The 17,036-nt window shown below is 44.0% G+C and carries 18 protein-coding genes; 8 read left to right on the forward strand and 10 right to left on the reverse strand.

The window, feature by feature from the left end:
- The first annotated feature begins 86 nt into the window (after positions 1 to 86).
- Positions 87 to 2,408, forward strand: a complete 2,322-nt coding sequence (locus tag AC58U0_RS02650; RefSeq protein WP_497377500.1) for a helix-turn-helix domain-containing protein — start codon at positions 87 to 89, stop codon at positions 2,406 to 2,408.
- Positions 2,409 to 2,451: 43 nt separating this feature from the next.
- Here the strand turns inward: AC58U0_RS02650 and AC58U0_RS02655 are convergent, their stop codons facing one another.
- The 4 genes from AC58U0_RS02655 to AC58U0_RS02670 all read right to left on the reverse strand — a co-directional run bounded on the left by AC58U0_RS02655 (position 2,452) and on the right by AC58U0_RS02670 (position 5,449).
- Positions 2,452 to 2,736 carry a hypothetical protein gene (locus AC58U0_RS02655; protein ID WP_057303996.1) on the reverse strand — a complete coding sequence of 95 codons (285 nt, stop codon included), beginning with the start codon at positions 2,734 to 2,736 and terminating at the stop codon, positions 2,452 to 2,454.
- A gap of 26 nt (positions 2,737 to 2,762) precedes the next feature.
- On the reverse strand, positions 2,763 to 3,245 hold the full coding sequence (locus AC58U0_RS02660; protein ID WP_497377501.1) for a hypothetical protein: 483 nt from the start codon (positions 3,243 to 3,245) through the stop codon (positions 2,763 to 2,765).
- Positions 3,246 to 3,513: 268 nt separating this feature from the next.
- On the reverse strand, positions 3,514 to 4,350 hold the full coding sequence (locus AC58U0_RS02665) for a sugar phosphate isomerase/epimerase family protein (protein WP_497377502.1): 837 nt from the start codon (positions 4,348 to 4,350) through the stop codon (positions 3,514 to 3,516).
- 22 nt (positions 4,351 to 4,372) lie between these two features.
- A complete protein-coding gene (locus tag AC58U0_RS02670; RefSeq protein ID WP_497377503.1) occupies positions 4,373 to 5,449 on the reverse strand; it encodes a Gfo/Idh/MocA family protein in 1,077 nt (358 codons plus the stop codon).
- A gap of 122 nt (positions 5,450 to 5,571) precedes the next feature.
- Between AC58U0_RS02670 and AC58U0_RS02675 the strand changes: the two genes are divergently transcribed.
- Both AC58U0_RS02675 and AC58U0_RS02680 read left to right on the forward strand, forming a co-directional pair.
- Positions 5,572 to 6,462, forward strand: a complete 891-nt coding sequence (locus AC58U0_RS02675) for a helix-turn-helix domain-containing protein (RefSeq protein ID WP_497377504.1) — start codon at positions 5,572 to 5,574, stop codon at positions 6,460 to 6,462.
- Positions 6,463 to 6,656: 194 nt separating this feature from the next.
- Positions 6,657 to 6,920 (forward strand): hypothetical protein, encoded by a 264-nt coding sequence (locus tag AC58U0_RS02680; protein WP_497377505.1) that lies wholly within the window; start codon positions 6,657 to 6,659, stop codon positions 6,918 to 6,920.
- A 357-nt stretch (positions 6,921 to 7,277) separates the two neighbouring features.
- On the opposite strand, the gene AC58U0_RS02685 is transcribed toward AC58U0_RS02680, so the two are convergent.
- Positions 7,278 to 7,661, reverse strand: coding sequence for a GyrI-like domain-containing protein (locus AC58U0_RS02685; RefSeq protein ID WP_497377506.1), 384 nt, complete (start codon positions 7,659 to 7,661; stop codon positions 7,278 to 7,280).
- 91 nt (positions 7,662 to 7,752) lie between these two features.
- On the opposite strand from AC58U0_RS02685, the gene AC58U0_RS02690 reads away from it, so the two are divergent.
- A complete protein-coding gene (locus AC58U0_RS02690; RefSeq protein WP_497377508.1) occupies positions 7,753 to 8,535 on the forward strand; it encodes a spermidine synthase in 783 nt (260 codons plus the stop codon).
- A gap of 53 nt (positions 8,536 to 8,588) precedes the next feature.
- Here AC58U0_RS02690 and AC58U0_RS02695 read toward each other — a convergent pair whose 3' ends face one another.
- Positions 8,589 to 8,999: an SRPBCC family protein gene (locus AC58U0_RS02695; protein ID WP_497377510.1), complete on the reverse strand. Its 411-nt coding sequence runs from the start codon at positions 8,997 to 8,999 to the stop codon at positions 8,589 to 8,591.
- A 275-nt stretch (positions 9,000 to 9,274) separates the two neighbouring features.
- Between AC58U0_RS02695 and AC58U0_RS02700 the strand changes: the two genes are divergently transcribed.
- Positions 9,275 to 10,831 (forward strand): ABC-F family ATP-binding cassette domain-containing protein, encoded by a 1,557-nt coding sequence (locus AC58U0_RS02700; protein WP_029195725.1) that lies wholly within the window; start codon positions 9,275 to 9,277, stop codon positions 10,829 to 10,831.
- Positions 10,832 to 10,865: 34 nt separating this feature from the next.
- Here AC58U0_RS02700 and AC58U0_RS02705 read toward each other — a convergent pair whose 3' ends face one another.
- Together AC58U0_RS02705 and AC58U0_RS02710 are read right to left on the reverse strand one after the other, a co-directional pair.
- Positions 10,866 to 10,991, reverse strand: a complete 126-nt coding sequence (locus AC58U0_RS02705; protein ID WP_497377512.1) for a hypothetical protein — start codon at positions 10,989 to 10,991, stop codon at positions 10,866 to 10,868.
- Between the two features lie 274 nt (positions 10,992 to 11,265).
- The gene (locus AC58U0_RS02710; RefSeq protein ID WP_497377513.1) at positions 11,266 to 12,219 is read right to left on the reverse strand and encodes a substrate-binding domain-containing protein; all 954 of its coding nucleotides are present in this window, start codon (positions 12,217 to 12,219) and stop codon (positions 11,266 to 11,268) included.
- A 211-nt stretch (positions 12,220 to 12,430) separates the two neighbouring features.
- On the opposite strand from AC58U0_RS02710, the gene modA reads away from it, so the two are divergent.
- From modA to AC58U0_RS02725, 3 genes are all read left to right on the forward strand, one after another.
- Complete coding sequence (gene modA / locus AC58U0_RS02715; protein ID WP_497377514.1) at positions 12,431 to 13,249, forward strand: molybdate ABC transporter substrate-binding protein; 819 nt, start codon at positions 12,431 to 12,433, stop codon at positions 13,247 to 13,249.
- 2 nt (positions 13,250 to 13,251) lie between these two features.
- Complete coding sequence (gene modB / locus AC58U0_RS02720) at positions 13,252 to 13,923, forward strand: molybdate ABC transporter permease subunit (protein ID WP_497377679.1); 672 nt, start codon at positions 13,252 to 13,254, stop codon at positions 13,921 to 13,923.
- A 243-nt stretch (positions 13,924 to 14,166) separates the two neighbouring features.
- Complete coding sequence (locus AC58U0_RS02725) at positions 14,167 to 14,499, forward strand: DUF5658 family protein (RefSeq protein WP_497377515.1); 333 nt, start codon at positions 14,167 to 14,169, stop codon at positions 14,497 to 14,499.
- Positions 14,500 to 14,518: 19 nt separating this feature from the next.
- Here the strand turns inward: AC58U0_RS02725 and AC58U0_RS02730 are convergent, their stop codons facing one another.
- Positions 14,519 to 15,112, reverse strand: coding sequence for a YdeI/OmpD-associated family protein (locus tag AC58U0_RS02730; RefSeq protein WP_497377517.1), 594 nt, complete (start codon positions 15,110 to 15,112; stop codon positions 14,519 to 14,521).
- A 146-nt stretch (positions 15,113 to 15,258) separates the two neighbouring features.
- Entirely contained in the window at positions 15,259 to 16,488 is a 1,230-nt protein-coding gene (locus tag AC58U0_RS02735) for a hypothetical protein (protein WP_497377518.1), read from the reverse strand.
- Positions 16,489 to 17,036 lie beyond the last annotated feature (548 nt).

A 17,036-nucleotide genomic window follows, 5' to 3' on the forward strand; every position in this document is an offset into this window, starting at 1 on the left:
ATGATTATTGCTCTTCACACAAGTCTTGACTACAATACATAGATAGCCCTAATGATCATCCTCAAGATAGATAGGTGTTGGATGCGATGCGCTCTTTAAGTTTCCTTAGCAAAATGACCATATTCGGGTTCCTGCTCAGCACGCTGCCGGTTATCTTCATCGGCGCTTTCGCCTTCGTCACCTCGTCGAGCGAAATTCAAAAGAATGTCAGCGAAGGTAAAATGCAGCTGATCACCCAAATCAACTCCAATGTAGAGCAGAAATTAACGACTGTCAACCATACACTTAATCAGGTCATCAACTCTACCGTGCTCAAAAAGGCGATGGATATGCCCCTAACTGTAAACGATTTCATGATGTATGATGACCTGCGCAGCGAAATTCGCTATATGCAATCTTTTGATACTAAGCTGGAAGATGTCATCTTGATCAATGCCAGGGAAAACTGGATGATTAAGAATTCGGGCTTGTACCGCTATGACAGCTACCTTTATCACGATAAGCTTATGACCCTGATGAACATGCAGGAGAACAGCGTCTGGACGCTTAATCCCTCTAAGTGGTTTTTTACGGAAGAAAATGCACGGAGCGTTACCTGTGACTACAGTATTTCTCTAGTTAAAAAGCTGCCCACCACCGGTCTGGAGAAATACGGCTTGGCTCTGGCTAACATCCCTGCCTGCAGCCTGCAGGATCTGATTAAAAATGATACCGAGAATCTGGATGACATCCTGATTATGGATGAACAGAATCGGATTCTCATGCATCCGGATGCAAGCCTAATCGGCAAATCCATCACCGAAGCTGGCCTTACAGATTTGAAGCAGTTAGAGGCGCCAATGGGCCAATTCTCAGTGGATATTAACGAGAAACCTTATTCCGTCAGCTTCCTTCGTTCAAATCTCAATAACTGGACCTATTTATCCTTAACGTCCATCGACAGTTTGACAAAGGAATCAAGTAAAATCGGAACCTATACGATCTATGTTTGCGTCCTGATGCTGCTCCTCTCCATGGTCTTAGCTTGGCTAGGTTCGCGCAAAATGTATTCGCCGATCCAGCTTCTTTTGAACCAAATCGGAGGGCTTGTGACTGTGAATCAGAAGCGGAAGGCCAACGAGTTCCAGATGATCAGCGAGCATGTCCATACCTTGTTCCAATCGAAGTCCCAACTGGAAAAAGAAGTCCACCAGCATATCGGCCAGGTACGGACGTTTTTCTTAATCAAGGCTTTTCAAGGGCATATCAAACAGGGCGAGCTGCTGGAGAAATTGGCACAGTTCGGCTATAACAAGCACATTGAAGAGTGGAAAACGATGTCTGTAATCACGATGCAGATCGATTCAATCGACAATACGCGTTACGAAAAACGGGATATGGAGCTGCTGCTCTTCGCTGTGCACAATATGATCGAGGAGCTGATTCCTTCCCAGCAGCGTCTCGCTCCCATCATTATTGACCAGACCGTGGTCACCTTGATTGGAAGTGCCGATAGCGAAGAAGCTGCTTTTCGCAATACCGTATATGCACTAACCGAGCAGATGCAGCAGCATATCTATAGCTTCCTTAATCTCCACGTCAGCATTGGGATGAGTCTCCCGATTCAAGCTTTCTCGCAGATGTCGATTGCCTATCGGGAAGGTCTGGAGGCTTTGAAGCATCGCATCAAGCTGGGTGAGGGCATCATCATTCAATATGAAAATATTAACTCAGGGAAGCACTACTTGAATTTAAACTATCCGAAGCCGATCGAAAATGAATTGATTGATGCGATCAAGCTAGCCGAAAAGGATAAGTCCAAGGAGCTTCTGAAGCAGCTGCTGCAAGCCGTATTTGCAGCTCCGCTGACGCCGCAGGAATATCAAATTCCACTGGCACGATTGCTTAACAACCTGCTCATGGTGATGCAGGAATCCGGAATCAGCTTGAATCAGATCCATCCGAACAAAGGGTCCCTCTTCGAGGAGCTCCTGAATTTGCATATGACAGCCGAAATCGAGGACTGGTTCTGGACAGAGGTCATTCACCCGCTGATTCGCATTTACCGCGACCGGCAGGATGCCCAGTACCACAACATTTCCGAGAAGATTATTGATCTCGTGCAGCACTATTACGATACCGACCTGACGCTTGAGGAGTGCGCCTCCCGGCTGCATTATAACGCGAATTATTTGAGCAGTATTTTCCGCAAAGAAACGAACTGCTCCTTCAGTGACTACTTGTCGGCCTACCGGTTCAACATGGCTAAGAAATGGCTGTCCGAAACCGATATGCCGATCAAGGATATCTCTTCCAAGCTGCGCTATAACAATTCGCAAAACTTCATCCGTTCGTTCCGCAAGCAAGAAGGGTTAACCCCCGGCCAGTATCGGGACAAAAAGAAAGAAGGCTCGGCACCTAGCGGGTAGGTTCCTTGCCTTCCTTGCTTGTCCTAATCCTAGCCACCAAAAGCTAGGTTGTTGGTTTGACAGCTGCTTTGAGTGCAGCACGATTATCCCATAAGAACGATACAACGCTGTTACGTTCTTCAAAGAACGATTCTTTCTCATCTACATAGTCTTGGCCAAGTCCATGAACGCTGAAACGATCATCCGAGTAGTTCATCAAGGTCCATTGCCCTCCGCGTTTGTTGTCGGCAAACACAAGGTATAGTTTCTCTCCTGAGGCGTCCCATTTGGCAAACGATGAAAAATTGTCCAAAATCTCACCAATGTCGTTTTTCTTTTTGATTTGCATGATCGTATCCTCTCTTTCAATTATTGTTAGGCAAGTTTACTTAAAAGCACTGTTTCCGTTTCCTTTTCTGTCTCCTGAAGCTTGGTTTTCCACGCTATTTTATGTTGTGAAACGGTTAAAAATATGTGCTTATACCCTTCTGATATCGTCAAAACTGGTTTACCGTAGACAAGTGACTGAGACAAACGGTAGGTTGCTTGTTCAACATCTTTCGTAGTGTCATTCTGTTTCCGCAGGCTAATAAGCAGCTGCATACAACCAAACACCTTAAACTGGTTACTGCACTCTGTATGATCCACGTCATACCAATCCATTTTTTCAACTTCTTGAACCGTAAAAACGTTGGGGTCCCCTAATTCATTCTCAAGCGTAATTTCACTTAGCTGGATGTTGGTTTTGTTTAATTCGTATGCGACCTGTTCTAAGGCTTGCTTCTTCGTTTGGGCTTGAATGAGGTATGAAATATTAGCATGAAAGGTTGCCTCTGCGATATAGTCTTCTTGTTCCATTTCCCCTTTGATATCTCCTTTAAATTCATGATGTGTTGTGTTCTATGGACAAGAAAATACTATAAGAAAATGGATAAAAAGGTTGTCATTCCGTAGGGTGGGATTTTAGGAACCTTTGTCGAATAATTTTTAGCGGTATAAAAAGAGAAAGGGCACGCCTTGAAGGTGGCCGTGAACACTTGCGTCAGCAAGCTTCTTCATCACGTCTATGCCATCCTCACTCAAGGCGAGCCCATCTTATTTAACCATTACCTTTTATGTTATAAAATTAAATCCCAGCTGCCGCATACACTTTATCAAAGCCGGCTTTGGAACGTTGAACTAAGCTCTCGGGGGATTCTGTCGGCGGCGTTGCCGTCAATATTTCCTGAGAGATAGCCCCCTTATAACCAATACGCTGCAGCCCTTGCAGGAAGCCTGCCAAGTCGATTACACCCTCGCCTGGATACAAGCGTCCATTATCCAGCACTTCTTCCACGGGAACATCTGGTGCGTCGTTGATGTGGACATGCACGATCTGCTCAGCACGAAGCTTCTCAATATCGGCCACCGTTAGTCCGTTCGTGTACCAATGGTACGCGTCGAACAATAAGCCTACATTGCTCTCGCCAATGGCATCGATCCAATCCAGCGTCTCATCCAACGTCCAGATGAACGGATGCTTCCAGCGGGTACGCAGATGATGCGGACCAACGAACTCTAATCCAAGACGGATGCCGTAGGCCCCTAGGATTTGGGCACAAGTACGCAGTCTGCGTGTAGCTAACGCCATGAAATGCGCAGCGCCCAAATCTGTTGAAGGTAACACGTACGTGCAGCAGCTCGTGCATCCAAGAGCAGCAGCGGCGGCGGCGGCTTGTGTCAGCTTCGGCAAGTCTGCGCGGAAAGTCTCTTCCGTCCCTCGCCATTCAACTGGCAAACCGATGGAACCAATGACGAGGCCATGTTTATTAAGCAGCTCACGTGCCCCATCTACACTGTAGCTCTCTACTAAACCAAGCGCGTCGATATCGACGGCCTCGAAGCCATATTTTGCCGCTAACTCTATGAATTGTTCATTACTTTCAAGCTTGCCAAGTCCAGCCCCCGTTAATCCTCTAAGCATGTTCATCCCTCCAAGTGTGATGTTAGTCGTTCCAGTTCAACTTCACTTCATTCCCAGTTCGTGAAGATTCGTAAATGGCATCGAGAATTAAATTGTTCGTATAGCCGGAGAGTGCCGATGTTATCGGTTGTTTGCCTTCACGAATGCAATCTAGGAAATGGAGGCTGAGGCGCAGACGTTCACCCTCATCATCATCCGGTTTCTTCAGATCGGTCTCGATCGCTTTGTTAAACTTCTCTGTTAACAGCTTACCGTTAGCTCCGCGATAGCTCGCTCCGCCTTCTGTCCCCATCAGGTGAACGAACGGTGTATTATCCGTATCCATATGCACGGCCCAGCTTACTTCGAGCGTCAGCGTGCTGCCATCTTCCATGCGGATCAAAGCAGTAGCCAAATCTTCGACGTCGTACGTACCGTTCCAGTTCGGCGTACCCCATGTTCCAATTCCTTTGCGGCGAGGCCCGAATTCGGCATACGTAGCGCCTGATACCGACACTGGTTTCGGATTCCCCATCAAGTAGAGGGCAAGATCCAGCATATGAACGCCAATATCAATCAGCGGGCCCCCGCCTGACTCCTCCATTTTCGTAAACCAGGTGCCCCAACCAGGAATACCCTTGCGGCGGAACCAACCTGTTTTCGCTGTATAAATTTTGCCTAGCTCACCGGCATCGACCTGCTCCTTGATCTGAAGAGGTACGGATTCCCAGCGCATTTGGTGACCGATCATGACGACTTTATCTGATGCTTGACTGGCCTTGTAAATTTGTTTGGCCGCTTCCGCATTAATACCCATTGGCTTCTCAATCAGCACATGCTTACCTGCTTCAATCGCTTGTACGGCAAGCGAAGCATGGTGCATATTAGGCACGCCGATAATAACAGCGTCTACATTCGCACTTTGTATAAGTTCTTCAGGGGTAGCCGGCACGTAAGGAATACCGTGTTCCTGCGCTCGTGCTTCTGCGAGTGGCAGATAGGCATCCGTAATCGCCGTAATTTCACATAAATTGGCTAGCTTTGAAAATTCACGAATGTGAACCCCGCCAATATTTCCAGCTCCAATAATACCTACTCTAATTTTGTTAACGCTTCCCACTGTTCGTTCCTCCTCATATGCACATCCTGTTCGATCTCCTTTTATGGTAAAATAAGTGCAGCAAGAAGTCGTACCGTTATTTCGGAAAACGTCCCATTTTTTCGAAGGAGATCAGCCTCACTATGACGTACTTTCCCGATTATCTAAAAACATACCCCAATATGGAGTCGTCCTTCCCTTTTCACTTCAGCAGGAATACGCTCGACCGTGGCTTTCGGGCACATCGCCATGATTACTTAGAGTTCTCTTATGTCGTCAATGGCCGAGGAGCAGAAACCATAAATAATGTGAAACATACGATGACACCAGGCACTTTTACGTTCGTACTGCCCTATCAGGTGCATGAAATTTTCACAGATCCGGGGGAGCATCTAGTCCTATTCAACTGTTCGTTCAGTATGGACCTGCTTATGGAACCAGGGAACGATCAAGGCTTGTCCGGCCTGTTTAATGATACGAATACCCTGCCGGGCTATGTCCAGCTGAGCGGGCAAGATCAACAGCAAATGAGTGCTCTCATTGAAGATATGTACAAAGAGTACAACGCGAACGAACGCTACAGGCAGACGCTGCTGAAAGCGAGACTGAAGGAAATTCTTGTTCGGTTCGATCGTTATCGTTGGAAACAAGCGGGACAGGCTGAAGCTACGGCCATCTCGCCGATCTCAGGGGCAAAAACGAGTCCTTCGGTGTGGCCAATCATTCACTACATCCACCGTAACTATCAAGAGGATCTGGCATTATCTGATCTTGCGACTCGGTTCACCATGAGTGTATCCCGCATCAGCGAGGTCATTAAACAAACAACCGGCCAAACGTTCGTTCATTTCCTGCACGACCTTCGACTTCGCCATGCATGCAGCCTGCTTGTATCCACCGACATGAGCGTGACGGAGATTGCCTTGGAAGTCGGGTACGGTTCTTATAAGACATTCTCCCGCATTTTTCGGGAAAGCAAAGGCATCGTGCCGAAGGACTATCGTAAAGCCGAATATGGGCGACGAGTGACATAAGGATTAACGACTTCGGCGGCATTTTCCATATAGGCGCAAACATCATAAATAGCAAACGCAATCCGTAGGGAGAGGGCAGCCTCTCCTTTTTTGTTATGTATGCCAGTGTTCATTACTCCGCCTTTTGTTTAGCACATTATAAATCTACTTTGCATTTTATATAGAGAATCTAATATAGAAACGAGGTGATCGGAATGGCTCGTGCAAAAGCTGTTTTACAACCTGATCTAATATTGATCAGTTGGACAAGAAACCCTCTTCGCCCAGGTTCCGCACGCAGGATTATTGCTGCTCGTGTTATTGGCAATGCTCAACCCTGCAGATTTACATTGGTACCCAATGGACTGCTTATCAATGCCTTAAACTGCTTATTAGACCATGACATTGGTTTTAAAATCGTGTTCCAGAAAAAAACTTCAAATTTTAGCGGATATTTAGTGTTACAACGCAATCGATAAAAGTGGTTACAAGTATCCATAAGGACCTTCCGCCGATAGGGGGAGGCCCTTTTTGGTGTCAGTGTTATTCTTAACGGAACGAGAAGCCGCTAAATTGGCTGAAATGAGCTAAACATTGAATTAGTGGAACGAGAGGCCCTTATTTGATGAGATTTGAGCTATCCGAAGCTAAAAACAACGGAATAGCGTCGCTACGTTCCTCGTTTGCTTGAATTAAAGCATACTTTACGTAAATAACGTCTCTAGGTTCCCCTTCGTGGAAGCCTACCATTGATTGAATGGTGCATGTATCCATGAAGAGGCTGTCCCTCTAATTTATTTATCATTTTTGGGACACCCCCTCTTTCCTATTCATGATTAAATGGATAGAAATATCTTTATACTGCCATCTTGAGAATAGTATTCAAAATCAGTTTTATACGCTCTTCTAATATCACTTTTCCAGATATCCACCCATGCATGAAAAACGCCTTGTGGATCCGTATTATCTACTTCTACAACATGGTAGTTTCCTGCTAGAATTAGGACACTGCTTTCGTCAATAAATTTCTCTTCAGAACCAATATGCAAATCATAATCACCTGTAAAATCACTTGAATAATTATTATAAACAGCATAGATATCACCTTTTACATTTAAACGAAGAAACTCTTCCCATAGACTAAGTATTTTGTCTGTATGTTGATTATTTGTTCTTATTCTTTTGCCATAAATAAGTTTTTCAGTAACTGCTGCATGCATGTATATTTCCTCCTACTAGTTTTAATATAGAAAATATAACATTCATACTGTGACAACAGTCTGTCAGCATTTATAAATAAATACCGAACTAATGCTAGAATTAAGTTGCAAACAAATTTTAGAAGGAGCTAATAACTTGGAAGTCCTGTTTAAAGAGGTCAGCAATAATCACGAAATATCTGTATACGACACTCCGGAACTATATGGCGAGAAAGGAAACTTCCGAGTCTTGGAGTTTTCCAATCAAGCTATACAAGGCGCGATGGATTTGAATAATCCGGAAAGAATCCTATTTGAATACCCGCGGGCAATTATCCATTTAATGGATTTTAATACCCCGTCATTCGAAGATGTATTTGTCATTGGGCATGGAATTGGAACGATTGCTGGGCATTATTCGGAGAAACGATTTAAAGTAGCGGAGCTTGATGATAAAATCGTGGAGTTAAGCAAGAGGTTTTTTGGATACCGCAAGGATAATGTGGTCGTTGGTGATGGACGCCAGATTCTCGGGAGTGAGGAACCGCTGACCTACGATTATATTATTTTGGACGCCTTCACGGAAAAAGGTACTCCTCTGCATTTAACATCCAGGGAGTTTTTCAGGATGACTAGGGAGAAACTCGATTCCCAAGGGTCTATCATCATGAATCTGATGGGCAAAAGCGAGAATGATCAGCTTCTAAACGCCATTCATACGACGCTTAGCGAGGAATATGCGTATATCAAATCGTTTGCCCTGCCATCCGAGGGTGCCGCCGACATCCTAAATATCCTTATCATGGGCAGAAACAAGCCTATCGGATTTCAAGCGCGCCACATGGCGGGTTTCACAGAGATTGAACTTGGACAAGGTTATGTCATTAGGGATTAGCAGCCCTAACAATAAAAACGTTATCGTTCAAGTGAACGGATAACGTTTTTGTGTTAAGCGAAGTATTGTTTTAGCGGTTCCCAGTAGTTGATATACCAACCCTTGGACAAATGTTCACTTTGATCCTCAGGAAATCCTGTATGGCTCAAGGTTAAGCGAGTTCCCTCCCCTTGTTCCTCCAGCTCGAACTTCACCAGGGAATATACGCCCTCTTCCCAATCCTTGATACGCCATGCTTGAATAATTCGCTTATTTGGCCTTAGCTCTATATTCTTCCCTACGACCATCCCTCCGAAGCAGGAGAAGGTGCCGCTGGATTCGGTCGACGTTTCTGTCGGAGAGCCTCCCATCACCTCACTAAACAGTGTTGCATCGGTCAATGCCTCGTAGATGCGATTCGGACTCACGGGGAATACCACCTCTTGTTGGATCGTCGATCCACACTTGCAAGTTGATGTCGTCATTGTCTTCTATCTCCCTGATCTTGAAGTTGTATTATATGTAAGCGATTTGAAAGTGAAGGTATGTCAATGCCTCACCCTAATGAGGAGATGAAACAGGGCAATGTTATTTTCCCCAATGTAAGGTAACTTATGAAGGAATATGTAACCATAACAACAAATATAGCGATGTCTAGCTGCTCTAAATTGGGATGGTCTTTTTTGGTGTTGTTCGTTACCTATCGTTTATAATAAAATAGAAATAAAGAAAGAATAGATCAAAAGAAAAGGTGTCATTCATGAGCATATTAAACGTAGAACGACTAAGTCACGGCTTTGGAGACCGCGCCATCTTCAACGATGTATCCTTCCGCCTGCTCAAGGGCGAGCACATCGGACTCATCGGCGCTAACGGTGAAGGGAAGTCCACCTTCATGAATATCATTACAGGTAAGCTCCAGCCGGATGACGGCAAGGTCGAATGGTCCAAACGTATGCGCGTTGGTTACCTTGATCAACATGCTGTACTGAACAAAGGACTTTCGATCCGCGACATCCTAAAGGGAGCCTTTCAATATCTGTTCGACATGGAACAGGAAATGAACGATATGTACGCCAAGATGGGCGACGTAACGCCAGAAGAGCTTGAGCAAATGCTTGAAGATGTTGGAACGATTCAGGATACACTGACGAATCAAGATTTCTACATGATCGATGCCAAGATCGAAGAAACCGCCCGTGGACTAGGCCTTACGGATATTGGACTGGATAAGGACGTCAATGATTTAAGCGGCGGGCAGCGGACGAAGGTATTGCTTGCGAAGCTTCTGCTCGAAAAGCCGGATATTCTGCTCCTCGATGAACCGACGAACTATCTCGATGAACAGCATATCGAATGGTTGAAACGCTACCTGCAAGAGTATGAGAATGCCTTCATTCTTATCTCACATGACATTCCATTCCTTAACAGCGTTATCAACTTGATTTATCACATGGAAAATCAAGCCTTAAACCGCTATGTTGGCGATTACGAGCATTTCCAGCAGGTTCACGAAATGAGAAAGTCGCAGCTTGAATCCGCGTATAAGCGTCAACAGCAGGAAATCTCTGAGTTGAAGGACTTCGTAGCCCGTAACAAAGCGAGTGTCGCGACGCGGAATATGGCGATGTCCCGGCAAAAGAAGCTGGACAAGATGGAAGTCATCGAGCTGGGCAGAGAAAAACCGAAGCCTCAGTTTAATTTCAAGGAGGGGAGAACGGCTGGTAAGCTGATTTTTGAAGCGACCGATCTCGTCATCGGTTACGAGGATCCTTTATCCAGACCGCTCAACCTTCGCATGGAACGAGGTCAGAAGATCGCGCTTGTAGGGGCGAACGGAATCGGTAAAACGACGTTGCTGCGCAGTATTTTAGGTGAAATCAAGTCACTATCCGGGTCTGTACAAAAGGGAGATAACCTCCAAATCGGTTACTTCCAACAGGAGATCAAGGATTCCAATAACAATACCTGTATTGAGGAAGTGTGGAATGAGTTTCCCTCGTTCTCACAATTCGAAGTACGCGCGGCGTTAGCCAAATGCGGTCTCACAACCAAGCATATCGAGAGTAAAGTTGTGGTACTCAGCGGTGGTGAGAAAGCTAAGGTTAGGCTTTGCAAGCTGATCAACCGCGAGACGAACTTACTCGTGCTCGATGAGCCGACGAACCACTTGGATGTTGATGCGAAGGATGAACTGAAGCGTGCTCTCCAGGCGTACAAAGGCAGCATCCTGCTGATTTCTCATGAACCGGACTTTTATCGCGATGTCGTAACAGAAACATGGAACTGTGAATCTTGGACGACGAAAGTGTTTTAAATTGTACCTAAGGAGCTTATCTAATCGCTTGCGATTAGGTAAGCTTTTTATATTCATGGATGAGTTGAGTTTGCATGATGATCTTCAAACTGGCATTTTCCCCCGCGTCTTCCTCATTTGCATTCGTTTCTTGTGAATGAGAACCGTTCGAATGAACCATCCCATTCGTACTCCCAAGCGCACATATATGGGCATACAACTGCACCATATGATCTGTTTTCTCACTATCCCAAGCAAATAATGCAGCATTCTCACCACTCTTCCATGACCGTTCTTCTCATTTGAATTTATTGTAAATGAGATCCCTAGGATTAAAATCAGTCCTTAGACGGAATTCCTCCTCCTCCTCTGACACCAAAGCGATAAAAAAAACATGCCAATTCACTAGACCATAAGTGAATTGACATGTTTAAAATGCAATCGTTCTAATATCGTTAAGTCTCGAATATAATGCGCCCTGTCTGAGATAAGTCATAACCTTGGATAGGACGAAGCTCATTATGGAAGGATTCGGATTGCAAGACTTGCTTCACTCTCTCAATCCATTCTAGATTCTCCGGTTTCTTTAACATGACAAGGTCATACCGTTCTTGAATAAGCGGAATGAACTCAACGCCGCCAACCATATAGGCTGCTCTTTCAATCCCAACTCCGAAATCCGCTTCACCCGTGGCGACTTTACCAGCTACGCCCATGTGATTCGATTCCTCCTGCTCATAACCGCTTAGCCGCTGATGTGGGATTCCATGAAGACGGAGCTGCTCATCGAGAAGAACACGTGCGCCGGAACCTTTTTCACGATTGACCAATTGAAGTCCAGGCTTCTTGAGATCAGCCCAGCCGTAAATCTGTTTAGGATTTCCTTGCTTAACGTATAAGCCAGCCGATCGAGAAACGAGATTCATAACAAGATAGGAAGAACCCGTCAGCAATTTTCGGATATAGGGAATGTTATATTCACCCGTGTCACCATCCAGTAAATGGGTGCTGACAATATCAGATTCACCCTTATACATCGATATTAAGCTATCCAGACTTCCCACGTAAGAACGAAGCGGTCTGTAATTGGATACATGTCTCTCGATATGTTTGGCTAAAATGTCCAAGCTAACGTCTTGTCCCGTTATAACTAGAGATTGTTTCGAAGATGAGGCAGCATAAGATTGCTGCTGTGTAGGAGGTTCGGCCAGATCCTTTTTGGGAGTAGAGGCCATGCCTCCTTTCGCACGTGTTTTATAGGCTTCGAGATCCGATGCATCTACACGCATTTGCTTTCCGACACGATAGGAAGGCAGATCCCCTTTTTTAATTAGATCATAAACGGTTAGTTTGGAGATTTTCAAAAGTTTAGATATTTCTTCCGTTGTATAGGAAATGTCAGCAGTCATTGTAAGCCTCCAAAGGCATGTTTTTTCATAAAGTAGAGTAGATTTACTCCTACACCAAAACTGATGATATATTATCATCTATCATAAGCTGATAAATAGGGTATTTCAATCCCACTGTTTACTAATTAAATATGGTTTTATATAATGATCAATAATTATACTATTTTATTTATATTCAAATAGATATAAACTTAAACTTGGAGGGGACATTATGTTAAAAACAAGAATGTTTAGTTATGTTTTATTATGTTTCGTTATAACTGCCATGATCATCACTGGTTGTGCGAGCACAAAGGAGCAACCTGCTGCAAGTTCAACACAAGTTCCCACTGAGAAAGTAGAATTAACGATTTCTGCAGCCGCAAGCTTAACCGATGCCTTCAAAGAGATTCAAACGAATTATGAGAACAAAAACAAACAAATCAAACTCAACTTTAACTTCGGAGCTTCAGGGGCTCTGCAACAGCAAATCGAACAAGGGGCTCCTGCAGATTTGTTCTTTTCGGCAGCGACTAAAAATATGAAAGCCCTAGTCGACAAGCAATTGATTGATCCAACACAGCAAAAAAGCTTGCTAATTAATGAATTAGTTCTCGTTGTTCCCGCTGATGGCAAAGTGGCTGTACAAAAAGCAGAAGATTTAACAAACGAAACGATCAAGCACTTAGCAGTTGGAGAACCGCAAACCGTTCCTGCTGGCAGCTATGCCAAAGAGGCATTGACTAACGCGAAGCTTTGGAATACACTTCAAGCCAAAATCGTACAGGGCAAGGATGTACGCCAAGTACTTACCTACGTTGAGTCTGGGAATGCTGAAGCCGGTTTTGTTTATAGGACCGATGCGTTGACTTCAAAAAATGTGAAAGTAGCTTTTAGTGTTGATCCAAAAACGTACACACCCATTGAATATCCTGCCGGCATTGTCAAAGCTACCAAACATAACAAAGAAACCGCTGATTTTTACTCATATCTCCAAAGTAAAGAAGCCCAAGAGGTGTTTGTAAAATACGGATTCTCTATTCTGAAATGATGATGAAACAGATTAACTGGACAGAGTTTGCTTATCCTATCATCCTTTCGTTAAAGGTTGCCGTCGTATCCAGCATTTTTGTTCTTTTGATTGGTGGATTAGCAGCTTGGGGAATGTCGCGGCGGTGCTTTCGCGGAAAGACATTGTTAGAAACTACGTTTCTTCTGCCTTTGGTACTGCCTCCGACTGTCGTAGGTTTTATCTTGCTGGTCTTACTGGGTAAAAAAAGTTGGATTGGGTACCTCATGGAAAGCTTCTTCAATCAATCGATCATCTTTACATGGGGGGCTGCGGTGATCGCTTCGATCGTGGTGGCTTTTCCTTTAGTCTATCAAACGATGAAAACCGGATTTTCTTCGGTCAATAAGGATTTGGAGGATGCAGGGAGATCAACGGGAGCAAATGAGTGGCAAGTTCTACGATATATCACCTTACCTTTGGCATGGCGCTCTGTTACGGCAGCTTACATTCTTGGCTTTGCTCGAGGGCTGGGGGAATTCGGTGCAACACTAATGATAGCAGGCAACATCCCTCACAAAACCCAAACTTTGCCTACCGCCATCTATATTGCTGTGGAATCTGGTGATCAAACCCTGGCATGGTGCTGGGCAGGAGCCATAATCATAATCTCATTCGGACTGATGTTTTTCGCTAACCACAAACCCAAGAGTTAGAGAAGTTGGATGTATTAGAAAACTCATAATACTTTTAGGGTCCGGAAAAACAGGAGTTTCATTTATATTCTCCGGACCTGTTTAATTCATGAGACTAATCTACTAAAATATACCTTCTCACCAACTTAGTCTTTTTGCTTTTATTTGCGCATGACCTATTGCTTTCAAAAGTTACATTATGTATCATCCGAATATAACCCTATCCATTTCACTTCATTCTTGCAGTTGAAAGCGAGGACGCCTATGGATGTCGTTCGTCAATTTTTTATCAGTAAAACACTTATTTGGTTACTTTTCTTATGTTGTAGTGACGCGTTATTTACTGATATTGGCCTTCATCTATCATTTATCGAGGAATTAAATCCAATTATCCGAAGCATTTATGAGTGGCATATTAGTGGATATTATTTTGTTAAACTAATACTTCCTTTGATCCTAATGGCTATCTACCCACGTATTCGAAAAAGGGTTTGGGTCCAGCCCTGTTTGACCCTCACCGTCTTGATCTACGGAGCCGTCAATGTATACCATTTCATCTGGTTGTCTTATGGATTAACTTACGTTGCGAAAGGCTAATCAATGGCAGTACAAAACTTTAATCATTTAATCCCTTTCCATTGAGAATTTGCTGCATATATTTTTCAACCCTTGACTCCCGAGTTTTGGATTGTTTGGGTTCAGAGAAATAAAGAATGTATGCTCTTTGCCGTCCGGGCGTCAATGCTTCAAAAGCAGTTTTCAAGGCAGGGATTTCATCGAATTTATTTTGAAGTTCTTCAGGAATTATAAATTCTGTATTCTTTTTAAAATCCACTTCCAAACCGGCTTTCTCAACTTCAACGGCTTCGTCAATATAGTCTTTCAAGATGGATTCCATTGCAACTATTTCTTGAACATTGGTGAACCGAATCTGGCGCGCCGCCTGTACATTTTCCGTTTGTTGGATTAGAATACCACGGGCATCTTGTAACAAGGCACCTTTGTGAAACAGAACTGCACAGTATTCTTTAAATCCGTGGATTAAAACTATGTTTTTATTCTGAAACGTGTAACAAGGATGCATCCACTTAAATTCTTCGGTCAGCTCACAGTCAAGAACGATATTTCTCAACTTCTCATATTCTTCCTTCCACTTTTTAGCCTTACTTAAAAATCCATCAACCTTAGGATTCATTCTGCCATTAGTCATCAAGGAATCCCCCTCTTCTTCGCTTATTTCGTATCTGCGTCTCAAATGTTCAATTGTACTGCTTTTTTATGGACTGTACAGTTTGCGTACAGACTAGCCAATATGGAAGGACTATCCTAATTCCTTAATGATCCAACCCGTTCTCGTTACGGACGCACCCATTTGGCTCCCTGCCAAGTATGAATGTAATACCACAACTCCCCGTTTGGAGACTTCCATTCTCGTAAAGCGGTGACGGTTTGTGGTGTGAAAGTGAGCTCCTGCATAGTCAATGAAGCATCCATATATGGTGTATCCAGTGCAATGGATGCCGCCGTCAGTTCAAGACTAACATCACTCAGCTTTACCCCGAATTTGGCATCGTTATCGAAGTCACCGGTGAACCGGGAAGAGATTTCCTTGGTCAGGTTAATCCACTTACCAGAACCGTCCTCTACGACAAAGTACCAACCCTCTATTTTTCCAATTGCATGAACGGTTTGCGGCTTCTGAAGCCCAGGTAACTCGACGCTATAAGGGAATGGTAATCTGTAATAGTGAAATGGGACAGGAATGTCGAGTTTAAGGTCGACCTTCTCTACACCCTCAAATCCAAGTCCATGGGAATCATCTGCGTGTATCCATCTTAGTCCTTTAGATGTATCGACCTTATACCAGACGCTTGGAGGGACCATTCGCGCTTGCTGCATATACTTCTCAATAGGCTTTACTATCTGAGGGGTCAGTTTTGGCTCGTCAGACAAGGGCTTCTCAAAAGGCAGCATATAAACCTCAGTCTCCTGCTCAATCGATATCATTCCTTCGACCGGGGAACCTTTGTATTTTTCAGCATAATGATACGGGCGAACCCACTTGTCTCCGAGCCACGAGGTTTTGATTAAATACCACTTATCATTAGAGTAGCACGGCGTGTAAGGGTCGCACACAGAGATTGAGGCAATCGCCTGAACCGTTTGAGGAGAGAGTTTGTAATCGGTGATTTTCATTGTTGACGCTGAGTCATACAGATCAGTTTCCTGTTCAAGTAAAGTCAGCGTTTGCTCCTGAAGCTCCATTTGTCCGTATTTGTACGCGCCTTCCTTCAAGTTAATCCATGCCTCACCAAGCCATGTCATAACCGGCACTTTATCCATACGAGTGATTCCCAGCAGCATACTGCTCTCGATCGGAGCTAGGTGGACAGACTGGAAGGCACTCAGTGAGCCGATAACCTCATCCGATCTTGTTTCCTTACTTGCATATAACGTAAACTCGTCCAACAAGGTTACATAAGGCATAGCACTTGGCGCAGCGAGCTCCTTTTCTGCCTTAGAGAGCTGCGGCGCGGATAGTACAACTATGGCTGCTGCCAGCAGCAAGGTTAACCATTTGGTCAAATTAATCATCTCCTTTCGATAATTAGACGTAAGTCCTGCATGAAAGTTACCATTTTTCCCTATCGCAACAATATTTTGGACAATTTGATAGATGATAAACGAGGCGAAAACGAGCACAGAAATCGTAGCGTAAATTCTTCGAGGATTCTGATACCACTTTGGAAATTGCTCAAGTTGTTTAGGTGATTGAAAACCCTGAACCATATCGCCATGCTTGAATACTGTTCTACATTATTAGTTAGGAATCCAAAATATCTCCATATTAAAGATCTCTTTATCTTTCTCCTGACTGGTACACCCTGTAAAAGAATAAACCGTGTTTCGCTCTACTTTTATACCTTCTATCCCTTTACAAGAATATAAGGCTGTTGATGTTTCACCAAGATACGTAATATTTTGTACATATGTAATCACTTTGCCGTTAAAATGAAAGGTGCTGAAATTATTAATATCTTTCATATCATCAAACCAAATTCTGGTGAATGAATCACTTTTCCCTTCTTGAACATGTTCTATAAACTTGATATATCTATCCGAATTGCTCGTTA

It is taken from the genome of Paenibacillus sp. J31P190 (assembly GCF_059692075.1).